We start from the raw sequence: 12,512 nt of genomic DNA, 5'->3' as shown, positions 1-12,512 counted from the left end.
CATGACCACCAAACCTACAAAACCGCCACGCCAAGCCGCCATCATCACCGCCAAACACCAAAATTTCTTACGCATCTTTTCGCAAATGTTTATTTTTGTCATCACCACCAACAAGCCACTGCACGAATAGCGATAATCTGTTAGACTAAAATCTATCAACTGACCTTTTGGCAATATCGGCTTTTTGGCAATGTTGCCAGCGTTATCCACCCAATCATTATCCCAAGATTATCAATCCACATTATCAAGCCATCATCGCATGAACCACACCACCGCCATTATCATCATCACTGTCATCATCAGCATTGCTGCATGGCAATCACAGCCGCTGCTTGCTCGTCTGATTTTTAATCCGCTGGCAGTTAAGCACGGACAATTTGACCGCCTTTTGACGCACGGATTTATCCACGCTGACGGCATGCATTTGCTGTTTAATATGTTTACGCTGTACTTTTTTGGGCGTGCGATTGAGCGGTTTTATATCGATAAATTTGGCAATTTGGGCTTTGTGGGGTTCTATGTGCTGGCGATTGTCGTTGCCATTTTGCCCAGTTATCTGCGTCATCAGCACAACGCCAGATATTTTAGCCTAGGTGCATCAGGGGCAGTGTCGGCGGTGCTGTTTGCTTATGTGCTGTTTGCCCCATGGAATACGCTGTATTTATTTGCTGTTTTGCCCATTCCTGCCATCGTTTTTGCTGTCGCTTATGTGGCTTATAGCGTCTATATGGATCGCCGTGGCGGTAGTAGTAGCAATCACACCGCCCATCTGTTCGGTGCCATCTTTGGCGTGGTGGCGACGATTGCCGCCGAACCTGCCGTTTTGCTGCATTTTTTGCATCGTTTGATAAATCCATCATTTTAGACTTGGTAAATTAAATCCAGTGGACAGCTCAGATGATTAGAGTTGCAAAAATCAACACTTAAAAACTTTTCTTTTGACTTGAGAATTTGCCAATAAAAAAACACAAACAAAAGCCAAGTCACTTTTGTTTGTGCAGGTTTATCAATTCAGATTATCAAGTCCAACCCATCAATGGATTGACATTGACTGACAAATGCAATCACCACGCCTGAAAATGGCTGTCAATATAGCCGTCTGGCATGGTGTCCAGCGTGTATCGCCATGCTGGATTTTTGTCTTTATCGATGAGTAAAGCACGCACACCTTCAAAAAATTCGCCATTGTGCGAGCAGTGCAACGCCACAATGTACTCCATATCCATCACCGCATCAAAATCCAAACCACCAACCAAATGATGCAGCTGCCAAGCCAAACTTGCTGATGTCGGTGAACCTTGATTATAGCTGTCAAAGGCTTTTTTGAGATATTCTGGCTGATTATCGGCTGATTTGGCAAGTCTGTCAAACGCCGCCAAACTCTCCGCCTGAGCGATTTTGGCAATCGTATCACGATGTGGCAGCAGCCAGCCATCGCCCAAAGTTTCGGTATTTTGGATATTATTTAAAAGTGTGTTAAGCATTTGATGATTTGACGCAGAATCAGCCTGCCAATCTGCCGTCGTCAGTGCCAAAAGCAGCTTATCATAGGCATCGCTTGGCATACCAAAATCCGCCAAACCCAAAGCCAGTGCGTCTATGCCGTTAAATCTTGCACCTGTCAAGCCCAAAAACAGACCGATTTTATCAGGAATGTGCGTCAAAAAATAAGAACCGCCCGCATCAGGAAATAGTCCAATGCTCACTTCTGGCATCGCCATCATCGTGGTATCGGTAACGATGACATGACTGGACGGCATCGCCAAACCCATGCCGCCACCCATTACGATACCACTTGCCCAGACGATAATCGGCTTGGCGTAGCTGTTGATTTGCTTGCACAAATCATACTCCGTGCCAAAAAATGCTTCTGACATCGGATTGGGGAAAACACTCGGATCGTAGCTGTGGTACAGATTGCGAATATCACCACCAGCACAAAATGCCCGCTCGCCTGCTCCACGCAGCAGCACCGCCACCACGCTGTCATCATCTGCCCACGCCTGAAGTGTCGCCTTGGTGGTACGCACCATCTCAAGGTTTTGGGCGTTGAGTGCTTCGGGTTTATTTAGGGTGATTGTGCCGATGCGTTGGTGTTCGTTGATGGGTAAAAAATCCGTGATAATGCTCATTGCTCGTCCTTTTTGCTGATTTTATTGATTTTTGATGTTCATGAATGGCTAATTTTACAATTTATTCATTATTAATAAAATTTGGCAATATCAATCGCAACTTGCCCAAAATTTCGCCATGGCTTTGGTTATGCTAAAATTTATTATACTAAAATTTTGACAATTCCCCAAACAGATTTTTGATAAAACATTGACTGCCAAATTCAACAAATTTATCAAATCCACCCAAAAAACAAATCCGCCAAACCCAGCCATCAGTTTTTTAAATTTGCCATTGACCATTAGCTTTGTTAGTGTGATAATTGGTTAATTTGATAATTTTGATTGTTTGATAATTGTTGTTTGACAGTTTTGGCGGCAAATGCAACCGCCAGCGACCAAAGCGAGATTGTATGTATTTTTTATTATCCCCTGCCAAAAATTTGGACGAAAAAACCCCTGTGCCGCTCAATCTTAGCGAGCATTATAGCAGCCCTGCACTTATCGAGCAGGCGATTACGCTCATGCACACGCTCAAAAATTGCGATGTCGTGGATATCCAAGAGCTGATGGGCGTGTCCGCCAAAATCGCCGAGCTGAATGTCGCACGCAATCAGCGTTGGGCATATCCTTTTGATGATACCGCCAAGCCAGCGGTTTATCTGTTTGACGGCGATGTCTATACAGGGCTTGATGCCTATGCCCTAACCGCCGATGAGATTGGTTATCTGAACCAACATTTGGGTATTTTGTCAGGTCTGTACGGTTTACTAAAACCTCTGGATAAAATTTTGCCTTATCGCTTGGAAATGGGTACAAAATTCAAAACCGCACAGGCGGACAATCTGTATCAATTTTGGGGCGATTTAATCACAGCTCAAATTAACAAGCATCTGGCACAGACAGGCGATACACTGATAAATTTGGCGTCCAATGAGTATTTTGGAGCGGTCAATCCTGCCAAAATCAACGGCCGCATCATCACGCCACGCTTTGAAGACGCCAAAAATGGCAAATATAAAGTCATCAGCTTTTATGCCAAAAAAGCCCGTGGCATGATGGTCAATTATGCCACCAAACACCGCATCAGCGATGTCGAAGCTCTAAAAGGCTTTGATAGCGATGGCTATTATTTTGTTCCAGGGTTGAGCGATGCGGACAATTGGCTGTTTCGCCGTGATGAATGATGCCACAGAGCCAAAGGGTAATTTGCTCAAATAAGCCAGTCCAGCCAGCAAATTGCCAAAACTGGTTTTAAACTTTATCAAATCAAATTAGCCAAAATCATTTCTTTGGCTAATTTTTTTTTGCAATTTTACGGCTTGTTATTTTGTGATTGTTAGCATTGTGGCTTTGCAATTTTGCAAGTTTAAATTGCAACCTTAGCCATTTACTCTGCTTAGCAAATCTTTATAATAACAGCATCTTAATGATAACTATCAGTTATAAATTATCAATTTAGAGAGTGTTATTATGAAACAAGCTATGAAACAAGTATCCCAAATTTATCCAGCACCAGCAAAACACTGGGTCGGCGATGGCTTTTTTGTCCACAATATGTTCCATTATCAACAAACCGACAAAAATCTCGATCCGTTTTTATTGATGGATTATGCGTCGCCTGAATTTTTTGCTGCCAATGCCAGCGATGCCCATCGTGGCGTGGGCGAACACCCACATCGTGGCTTTGAGACCGTAACCATTGCTTATCAAGGGGAAGTCAGCCATCAAGACTCGGCAGGTGGCGGCGGTACTATCGGCACTGGCGATGTGCAATGGATGACCGCAGGCTCTGGCGTGATGCACCAAGAATTTCACTCTAAGGCGTTTTCGGCCACTGGCGGTATGTTTGAGATGGTGCAGCTGTGGGTCAATTTGCCCGCCAAAGACAAGATGACCACGCCAAAATACCAAGCCATTGGCCGTGATGAGATTGCCACAGTCAGCCTAAAAGATGGCATCACCGCACGAATTATCGCTGGCACACTTGATGGCATCACAGGTGCGGCGGATACTTTTAGTCCTATTAACCTTTGGGATTTGGCAATCAAATCAGGCGGCCGCCATACTTTTACCTTGCCATCAAGCCATAATTTGCTGATTTTGGTGCGAAGTGGCAGCGTCCAAATTAACGATGAGCAAATTGCAAACACCTGCCAGCTGGTCAGCTTTCATCGTGGCGGCAGTCAGCTGACACTACAAGCCGATGACGATGCCCAATTGCTGATTTTGACAGGTGAGCCGCTCAACGAACCCATCGCAGGCTACGGCCCTTTTGTGATGAATGACAAGGCACAGATTGTCCAAGCCTTTGATGATCTCAAAATGGGCAAATTTGGGCAAATCGTCCAACACGCCAAAGTTTGATTTACAGCTTGATTTATGGATTTGATTGATTGGTTTTATTATGATAAATCAATTCAATTGACAAAAAAACAGACTTTTATCACAAAAGTCTGTTTTTTTATTAAACTTAATCGGCAGTTTTAATGAATAAATTTGATTACAGTTTTAATTAAACCAGCAATTAAAATCCATTTATCATGCTTATTCGCCGATGGCTTGGATCGCCGTCAAAGCAATCGTATAAACGATGTCGTCCACCAAAGCACCACGAGATAAGTCATTGACAGGCTTATTTAGACCTTGTAGCATCGGACCGACACTGACCACATCAGCAGTACGCTGTACTGCTTTATAGGTAGTGTTACCTGTATTCAAATCTGGAAAAATCAGCACATTGGCTTCACCGGCAACCGCAGAATTTGGGGCTTTTTGTTTGCCGACATTTGCCACAGTCGCTGCGTCAAATTGTAGTGGACCATCGACTTTTAGCTCTGGGGCTTTTTCACGGATAATTTGCACCGCTGCCTTGACCGTTTCGACATCTTCGCCAGCACCAGAATTCATGGTTGAGTAGCTGATCATCGCCACTTTAGGATCGATGCCAAACGCCTTGGCAGATTCTGCCGACTGAATGGCGATTTCGGCAAGCTGCTCGGCGGTTGGGTTTGGATTGACCGCACAGTCGCCATAGACCACCACTTGCTCAGGCAACAGCATAAAAAACACGCTAGACACCAGCGAATACTGCGGTGCGGTCTTGATCAACTGAAATGCAGGGCGAATGGTATCGGCTGTGGTGTGTACCGCACCTGACACCAAGCCATCGACATCGCCCATATGTAGCATCATCGTGCCAAGCACCACTGTGTCGGTTAGAGCTTGTTTTGCCCCTGCTTCGTCCACCTTGCCTTTGCGACGCTCAACCATTGGAGCGACATATTTGTCGGCAATGCTGGCAGGCTCGATAATTTCAATATCCGCTGGCAAGCTAACGCCACGAGCAGCGGCAACCGCTTCGATGGTAGCACGCTCACCCAAAAGCACGCACTGGGCGATGCCACGGCTTTGGCAAATCGCCGCCGCTTCGATGGTGCGTGGCTCATCGCCTTCAGGTAGGACGATACGCTTTTTGGCGGATTGGGCTTTTTTGACCACTTGATTGCGAAACGCATAAGGCGACAGTTTTTTCTCACGCTTGGCGGCTTTATAGCCATCAATCACTTCATCATTGAGCTGCAGTGCATCGCCATTGACCGTTGCCCACACCGCCACATCGCCAAAATCACCAGCATCAGCGGCAATCACGCCCAGCACACGAGATGAGCCAGTACCACCAAAGGCTGCGGCAAATACCGCCAATTCATCGGCATTTTGGCTGACAAACAGCACATCAGCGTCCAAGCCATTTGCCAAATCGCCATTAACACGGCTGGCATACGGTGCAGCAGCAGACGCTGGCACGCCTTGTACCACGCTCAAGGCTTCGGTCTGTGTCGCTACGATTGTCTCCAAAAGCTCATCAAGCTTGGCAGCACTGACCGCTTGACGCAGCTGCTGCTCACCTTGGGCGGTGAATGGCGACAAAAATGATGCACCGATGGCTTTGGCGAAATTTTTGGCGATGGTTGAAAAATTGTCAGATTGAAAAGTTGGAATCAGTAATAATGCTTTCATAACGGTTCTTCTAATTTACAAATGTTCAAAATTTCATCATTTCATCAATGGTTGGTAAAAATTTGGCAAATCTTAACAACTTGACAAAATTTTATGCCAATATCCGCACAAAAACCGCTCAAAATGAACGGTTTTTGTGGTTGGTTTATCCATTATAGACCCAATACCATGCGACTTTCGTGAGCGATTTGGAACTCTTCGTCCGTTGGGATAACCCACAGCTCAAGGGCTGAATCTTCGGCATGGAAGCTGCCTTCTGCCCCACGGATTGTCTCGGCATTTTTGCTTTCGTCAATTTTGATGCCAAAATGACGCATCACCGACAAAATGTCCGCTCGCATTTGTGCGGCATTTTCGCCCACACCACCAGTGAAGGCGATACCAGTCAGCTCTGGCAAGGCACAGCTTAGGCTTGCCAGATATTTACCGACACGATAAGCAAACATATTCAGTGCCAGCTGAGCGTTTTTGTCACCATCTTTGGCAGCTTGCTCAACGGTTCGCATATCGTTTGATAAGCCTGATACGCCAAGCAGACCGCTCTTTTTGTTCAGTAGCGTGTCAATTTCTTCGATGGACAAATCCAGCGTACGATGCAGGTGAATGTGCAAACTTGGATCGACATCGCCGCTGCGAGTACCCATCATCAAGCCTTCAAGCGGTGTCAAGCCCATGCTGGTGTCTAGACTTTGACCGTCATAGACAGCCGTCGCCGAGCAGCCATTACCCAAGTGAGCCACCAGCCAGCCATGCTTGCCGTTTTTGCTGCTCAATTCGCTGGCACGATTGGACACATAGGCGTGTGATGAGCCATGGAAACCATAGCGGCGAATGCGGTCTTTTTCGTACAGCTCTTTTGGGATAGCATAGCGGAATGCCACTTCTGGCATGGTTTGGTGAAATGCGGTGTCAAATACCGCCACCTGTGGCAAATCTGGATAAATCGCCTGCACCGCTTCGATACCAGCAGCGTTGGCTGGATTGTGCAATGGTGCAAGGATAGACAGACGCTTGATTTCGCTCAAGACATGATCGTCCACTCGCACCGCCGATGAGAATTCACGGCCGCCATGTACCACACGATGGCCAACCGCCACTGGGTGATATTGTTCAATTAAATTTAAGATTTTTTTGAGTGCCAGTTGATGCGTTGCACCCGGTAGGCTGATTTCTTCTTTGGTGCCGTCAAGATGCGTGTGCTTGATGCGTGCATCGTTATTGCCCAATGCTTCAGCAAGACCTTCAATGCGGCTTTCGCCATCTTCGCTGATGAGTGCGTATTTGATTGACGATGAACCACAGTTCAAAACCAGTGTTGGATTCACTAAATCCATAATTGCTCCTTAATTCAAAAATGAAAGTCTTGCCTTGACATTAAAGCCATACCACTTTAGCTGACTTTTGCTCCCAAAATAGATGATAAATTAACCGTGATTGCTGCCATTGTCAAGTGATAAATACAATTTTTGGTAATAAAAATTTCATCAGTCAAAAGCTGCATAAAATTTACTCAAATTTTGCACCATTTTGCCTAAAATTGACCGACAGTTTATATAAAATTGATTAAATTTTTATAAAAAATACCAAAATTGTCCAAATACCACTTAAAAACAGCTTAAAAAACCACACCAAAGCAGCCATACAAAACGCCAAACTTGCGTGATTTGCCGTCAAATTTGGTTGATTTTGGCAGTTTTGATGCGTTTGGCAAATTTTGATGTGGATTTTAAGATAAATTTTGATAAATTCATGTCAAGCACGGTTATCTTGTGCCAAAGATGTGCTACAATCTTAGGTTTAATGCGATTGGCGATTGTCTGCCGATGCTAAGATTATATGTCAATTGCCAAGCCTTTTAAACGACAATCCAAAACGGCAAATGTCATGAATTTTTATCAGAAAATTTTGGATAATTTTGCCCATTTGGGTGGTTTTGGCTAACTTTAGATGGCTTTGGGTAATGTTCAATAACTTTGAATAATTTTAGATAACTTGAATAACTTTTTAGATAACTTTGAATGGTTGGATAACAGATGAAAACGCTATTTTTATGCTTTGGCTTGGTTGTCGTGGGTGCTGTGCTGACTGGCTGCGGTCAAAAAGGCCCTTTGTATCTGCCCACAGACGGCACGCCGATGGTTGATACCGCACCCGCCAGCGATGACCCAAACGATTATTGAGCCATTTGCCAAGCCGTTTACAGGTTTTTTAATTTGCATTTAATTGGCATTTATTTTTAATTTTATAAAATACTGTATTTACTTATACTACATTTATCAATCTCTACAAAAGGAATATTCATGAGCTTTAGCCCTGTCAGCCACACCCAAGATGACGCACTGCATATCGACGCCAAAAAACTGGCCGCCAATTTGCCCTATTTTGACTATGTCAATGACACGCTGCACATTGACGGCGTGGACAGCCACACCCTAAAGCAGCAGTACGGCACGCCTTTGTATGTCTATGCTCGCCGTGCGATTTTGGACAATTTTGCGGCTTATACACAGGCTTTTGCCAGTATTGATAGCCAGATTTGCTATGCCGTCAAAACCAACTCAAACCTTGCTGTGATTAAGACGCTTGCCCAAGCAGGTGCTGGTTTTGATATCGTCTCAAAAGGTGAGCTGGCTCGTGTGCTACAAGTAACCGATGGCTCAAAAGTCGTGTATTCTGGCGTGGGCAAAACACCTGATGATATCGAATACGCACTGTCTGCTGATATTCACTGCTTTAATGTCGAAGCCGTCAGTGAGCTGGACACCATCGAAGCGGTGGCGGCTCGCCTAAATAAGACCGCTCGCATTTCGCTGCGTATCAATCCTGATGTCGATGCCAAAACGCACCCTTATATCTCAACTGGCATGAAGGATAACAAATTTGGCATCAGCCACGAGCAAGCCATCGCCACCTATTTGCACGCCAAACAATTGCCGCATTTGCAAATTACAGGGATTGACTGCCATATCGGCTCACAACTGCTCGATGCTCAAGGATTTTCTGACGCTTTAGATAAGCTGATTGAGCTGATTGATGAGCTAAAAACCCACGGCATCACGCTACAACACATTGACCTTGGCGGTGGCTTGGGCGTGCGTTATATCGACGAAAATCCTGTTAGCGTTAATGATTTTGCCAATTTGCTGCTGCCACGCCTACAAAAACTGGGGCTAAAACTCTACCTTGAGCCAGGGCGTAGCCTGCTTGCCAATGCTGGCGTGCTTTTGACCAGTGTCGATGTGCTAAAACCCACCGAGTTTAAAAACTTCGCCATCGTTGATGCATCAATGAGCGAGCTGATTCGCCCTGCTCTGTATCAATCGGTCATGGCGATTATCCCAACCAAGCTAGACACCACAGGCGATGTACAAACTTGGGACATAGTCGGCACGGTCTGCGAGTCCAGCGACTTTTTGGGCAAAAATCGTGCCTTGTCGCTTGCGGTCGGTGATACGCTTGCTGTTACTGGTGCTGGGGCGTATGGCTTTAGCATGGCATGCAATTATAACAGCCGCCCCCGCCCTTGCGAAGTGATGGTTGATGATGGCGAGCATCGCCTTATCCGCCAGCGTGAAGTGTTGGACGATTTGTGGCGTGGTGAAATCGCTTAACCATCAGACGATTTGATGATTTATTTATTAATTAAATTGATTACCTAAATTTATCAATTCTCCGAATAATCTTTTTTGAGTAATACCAATGCCCCAAAATCATTTTTTGGGGCATTTTTTGGAATAATTTTTGGCACATTTCATAAAATTATTAAATTATCAATTTATGGTTAATTGCCATAAAATCTGCTTGCCCAGTATTTTATGGATAAACGCCGACAAAGCACCGCTGATGGTGAATTTTTCGGCAATATTGCACAAAAGCATTAGCCAAGTTTACCGTTTTCATGTTAAGATACCAACCAAGATTGACCAAAATGCTTAGATTGGATTGGATAATTGAGCCATCGGCGGCACGCTGATTTGGCACATTGCAATATCTGCAAAACGATATCTACCAAACGCATGATTCAACGCTTAGCAATTACCTGATAATTAAAAATAAGGACAAACAATGCTCATCGAATTTACCAAAATGCACGGATTGGGCAATGATTTTATGGTCATTGACCTAGTCACCCAACGCATGACACTCACGCCTGAATTGGTGCGTCTGCTTGCCGATCGCCGCATCGGTGTTGGCTTTGACCAGCTGCTCGTGGTTGAGCCGCCAAGTCGTCCTGATGTTGATTTTAAATATCGCATCTTTAACGCTGACGGCTCGGAAGTCTCACAATGCGGCAACGGCGCACGCTGTTTTGCGTCCTTTGTGCAGGCACGCAAATTGTCATTTAAGCAGCGGCTGCGTGTCGAGACTGCCAGCGGTATTATCATTTTATCCACCGATCGCTACGGCTGGGTGCAGGTTGATATGGGCAAGCCTAAGTTTGAGCCTGATGAGATTCCTTTTGCCCCAAAAGCCATCACCAAAATCGGCAATGCCTATCGCCTAGATGTCGATGGTACGCCTGTGCAGCTGTATGTGGCAAATATGGGCAATCCACACGCCATCATCAAAGTGGACGATGTGCTGACTGCCGATGTTGAGCGTCTGGGCAGGCTCATCGAATCGCACGAAGCTTTCCCTGAGCGTGTGAATGTCAATTTTGTGCAAGTCATCAATCAACGCCATATTCGCATTCGTGTCTTTGAAAGGGGCGTGGGCGAAACCCAAGCCTGTGGCACAGGGGCATGTGCGTCAGTGGCGACAGGTATCCGTGAAGGCTGGCTGGACGAAGGTGTGGACATTCGTGCCCAGCTGTATGGCGGCAGTCTGGCGATTCGCTGGCAAGACGGCTACTCACTGATGATGACTGGGCCGACTGCCTTTGTTTATGAAGGCGTGTTCAGCCCAGACGGTCTGGCGGCATCTGCTGGCATCAAGCTCAACCCAAACGCTGACGATGTCTATTGATGAGCAGATTGTCTGCATTATTAGCCCACCTTGACCCATCTGCCAAGCCGACACCGCCCAACTCAACTGCTTGGGCGTATGTGCAGGCTTGGCTCGAGTCCTTACAACTACAAAACTATTCCAAACGCACCATCAGCACCTATCAGACGGCATTGATACGCTTTTTAAACTTCGTGGACGCTGACCGACAGTTAGGCGGTGATGTCGCCGCCTGCACACGGCAGGATTTGGTGCGGTTTTTTGGCACTCGCCTTGAAGAAGACGGCATCAAGCCCATCAGTGCCAAGCTGGCATTATCCGCCATCAAAAGTTTTTATCAATTTTTAATCAATAAAAACTTAATCACGCACAACCCCACTGTCGGCTATCGCCTAAAATCCGCCCCCCGAAAGCTGCCCACCGTCGCTGACGAATCACTCATCGCTAGGCTACTAGACCAGCCCATGCCGACAGACGCCGCCAAAGCTCGGCTGTGGGTGCGAGATAAGGCAATGTTTGAGCTGATGTACAGTAGCGGCTTGCGAGTGTCAGAATTGGCATCGCTGGATATTGGCGATATCAATCTAGAAACTGGCATCGTGCGTGTACTGGGTAAGGGCAACAAAACTCGGCAAACCCCTGTCGGCTCAAAGGCCATCGCTGCCATCATCAACTATCTGCCGCACCGTACACTGTGGCAAGAGCAAAATTCACCAGCCTTATTCATCAGCGAACGACACGGCACAAGGCTTAGCACACGAGCGATACAGCTACGCCTAAAAGTCTGTGCTGCCACCGCTGGCATTGATCTGAACCTATATCCGCACCTGTTGCGGCATTGTTTTGCATCGCATTTGCTATCCGCCAGTGGCGACTTGCGTGCCGTACAAGAAATGCTCGGCCACCAAAATATCAGCACCACCCAGATTTATACCCATGTGGATTTTGGTGCGCTCACTCGTGTCTATGACCAAGCCCACCCCCGTGCCAGCCGTCACAACCAAACCACCCCACGCCTACCCAAAAATGATTGAGCCGCACGGCTGATTGGTTTTTTGGTTTTTTTTGGTTTTTAAAAATCTACTGTCAAACTGCCATGTTTATCAAATAAATTTTAGATTGCACTTCTATCAGATTCTGGCTTAAAATTTTACAAAAAATAAAGTTATCCACAATTTTTTCCACATATTTTGTGGATAAGCTGTGAAACTCAAAACCACAGTCATGCAGATAAAATACCCTGCAATATGTGGATATTTGGCATAAAAACTGCAGCAATATTTTTATAACTTATTGATTTATAATGGTTTATTTTATTGGGATAAAATTGGTTAATTTTTGTACAATTTCGCTTCAGGCATTGGCTTATCTGGCTTTGGTGTGTATCAGCTGATAAAATCCGCCAAGTTATCCACAGCTTATGGGGAAAACTTTGGT

12 protein-coding genes are annotated in these 12,512 nt (G+C 45.7%); 8 read left to right on the top strand and 4 right to left on the bottom strand.

Features of this window, described 5'->3' with window-relative positions:
• The first annotated feature begins 1 nt into the window (after position 1).
• A complete protein-coding gene (locus ACFBZI_RS06135) occupies positions 2-130 on the top strand; it encodes a hypothetical protein (RefSeq protein ID WP_375715516.1) in 129 nt (42 codons plus the stop codon).
• A 129-nt stretch (positions 131-259) separates the two neighbouring features.
• Entirely contained in the window at positions 260-865 is a 606-nt protein-coding gene (locus ACFBZI_RS06130) for a rhomboid family intramembrane serine protease (RefSeq protein ID WP_375715515.1), read from the top strand.
• 199 nt (positions 866-1,064) lie between these two features.
• On the opposite strand, the gene ACFBZI_RS06125 is transcribed toward ACFBZI_RS06130, so the two are convergent.
• Positions 1,065-2,132, bottom strand: coding sequence for an enoyl-CoA hydratase/isomerase family protein (locus ACFBZI_RS06125; RefSeq protein WP_375715514.1), 1,068 nt, complete (start codon positions 2,130-2,132; stop codon positions 1,065-1,067).
• 392 nt (positions 2,133-2,524) lie between these two features.
• Between ACFBZI_RS06125 and yaaA the strand changes: the two genes are divergently transcribed.
• Positions 2,525-3,298, top strand: coding sequence for a peroxide stress protein YaaA (gene yaaA / locus ACFBZI_RS06120; protein ID WP_375715513.1), 774 nt, complete (start codon positions 2,525-2,527; stop codon positions 3,296-3,298).
• A gap of 298 nt (positions 3,299-3,596) precedes the next feature.
• Positions 3,597-4,478 (top strand): pirin family protein, encoded by an 882-nt coding sequence (locus ACFBZI_RS06115; protein ID WP_375715512.1) that lies wholly within the window; start codon positions 3,597-3,599, stop codon positions 4,476-4,478.
• Positions 4,479-4,658: 180 nt separating this feature from the next.
• On the opposite strand, the gene pta is transcribed toward ACFBZI_RS06115, so the two are convergent.
• On the bottom strand, positions 4,659-6,131 hold the full coding sequence (pta, locus tag ACFBZI_RS06110) for a phosphate acetyltransferase (protein ID WP_375715511.1): 1,473 nt from the start codon (positions 6,129-6,131) through the stop codon (positions 4,659-4,661).
• A gap of 152 nt (positions 6,132-6,283) precedes the next feature.
• Positions 6,284-7,465: an acetate/propionate family kinase gene (locus ACFBZI_RS06105; RefSeq protein WP_375715510.1), complete on the bottom strand. Its 1,182-nt coding sequence runs from the start codon at positions 7,463-7,465 to the stop codon at positions 6,284-6,286.
• A gap of 699 nt (positions 7,466-8,164) precedes the next feature.
• Between ACFBZI_RS06105 and lptM the strand changes: the two genes are divergently transcribed.
• Both lptM and lysA read left to right on the top strand, forming a co-directional pair.
• Entirely contained in the window at positions 8,165-8,311 is a 147-nt protein-coding gene (gene lptM / locus ACFBZI_RS06100) for an LPS translocon maturation chaperone LptM (RefSeq protein ID WP_375715509.1), read from the top strand.
• 120 nt (positions 8,312-8,431) lie between these two features.
• Entirely contained in the window at positions 8,432-9,742 is a 1,311-nt protein-coding gene (lysA, locus tag ACFBZI_RS06095) for a diaminopimelate decarboxylase (RefSeq protein WP_375715508.1), read from the top strand.
• A 202-nt stretch (positions 9,743-9,944) separates the two neighbouring features.
• On the opposite strand, the gene ACFBZI_RS06090 is transcribed toward lysA, so the two are convergent.
• The gene (locus ACFBZI_RS06090) at positions 9,945-10,112 is read right to left on the bottom strand and encodes a hypothetical protein (protein ID WP_375715507.1); all 168 of its coding nucleotides are present in this window, start codon (positions 10,110-10,112) and stop codon (positions 9,945-9,947) included.
• An 84-nt stretch (positions 10,113-10,196) separates the two neighbouring features.
• Between ACFBZI_RS06090 and dapF the strand changes: the two genes are divergently transcribed.
• Both dapF and xerA read left to right on the top strand, forming a co-directional pair.
• Positions 10,197-11,096 carry a diaminopimelate epimerase gene (gene dapF / locus ACFBZI_RS06085; RefSeq protein ID WP_375715506.1) on the top strand — a complete coding sequence of 300 codons (900 nt, stop codon included), beginning with the start codon at positions 10,197-10,199 and terminating at the stop codon, positions 11,094-11,096.
• Positions 11,096-12,109, top strand: coding sequence for a site-specific tyrosine recombinase/integron integrase (gene xerA / locus ACFBZI_RS06080; RefSeq protein ID WP_375715505.1), 1,014 nt, complete (start codon positions 11,096-11,098; stop codon positions 12,107-12,109). The genes dapF and xerA overlap by 1 nt, the downstream gene beginning before the upstream one ends.
• Positions 12,110-12,512 lie beyond the last annotated feature (403 nt).

It is taken from the genome of Moraxella marmotae (assembly GCF_042219885.1).
GTDB classification, from domain to species: Bacteria; Pseudomonadota; Gammaproteobacteria; order Pseudomonadales; family Moraxellaceae; genus Moraxella; species Moraxella marmotae.
This window is presented reverse-complemented; position numbering and strand designations above follow the sequence as displayed.

Excerpts from the sequence above, each read along its gene's own strand:
- ACFBZI_RS06125 (WP_375715514.1), bottom strand. The coding sequence starts at position 2,132 with ATGAGCATTATCACGGATTTTTTACCCATCAACGAACACCAACGCATC.
- ACFBZI_RS06135 (WP_375715516.1), top strand. The coding sequence starts at position 2 with ATGACCACCAAACCTACAAAACCGCCACGCCAAGCCGCCATCATCACC.
- xerA (WP_375715505.1), top strand. The coding sequence starts at position 11,096 with ATGAGCAGATTGTCTGCATTATTAGCCCACCTTGACCCATCTGCCAAG.
- lysA (WP_375715508.1), top strand. The coding sequence starts at position 8,432 with ATGAGCTTTAGCCCTGTCAGCCACACCCAAGATGACGCACTGCATATC.
- yaaA (WP_375715513.1), top strand. The coding sequence starts at position 2,525 with ATGTATTTTTTATTATCCCCTGCCAAAAATTTGGACGAAAAAACCCCT.
- lptM (WP_375715509.1), top strand. The coding sequence starts at position 8,165 with ATGAAAACGCTATTTTTATGCTTTGGCTTGGTTGTCGTGGGTGCTGTG.
- ACFBZI_RS06105 (WP_375715510.1), bottom strand. The coding sequence starts at position 7,465 with ATGGATTTAGTGAATCCAACACTGGTTTTGAACTGTGGTTCATCGTCA.
- dapF (WP_375715506.1), top strand. The coding sequence starts at position 10,197 with ATGCTCATCGAATTTACCAAAATGCACGGATTGGGCAATGATTTTATG.
- ACFBZI_RS06115 (WP_375715512.1), top strand. The coding sequence starts at position 3,597 with ATGAAACAAGTATCCCAAATTTATCCAGCACCAGCAAAACACTGGGTC.
- pta (WP_375715511.1), bottom strand. The coding sequence starts at position 6,131 with ATGAAAGCATTATTACTGATTCCAACTTTTCAATCTGACAATTTTTCA.
- ACFBZI_RS06130 (WP_375715515.1), top strand. The coding sequence starts at position 260 with ATGAACCACACCACCGCCATTATCATCATCACTGTCATCATCAGCATT.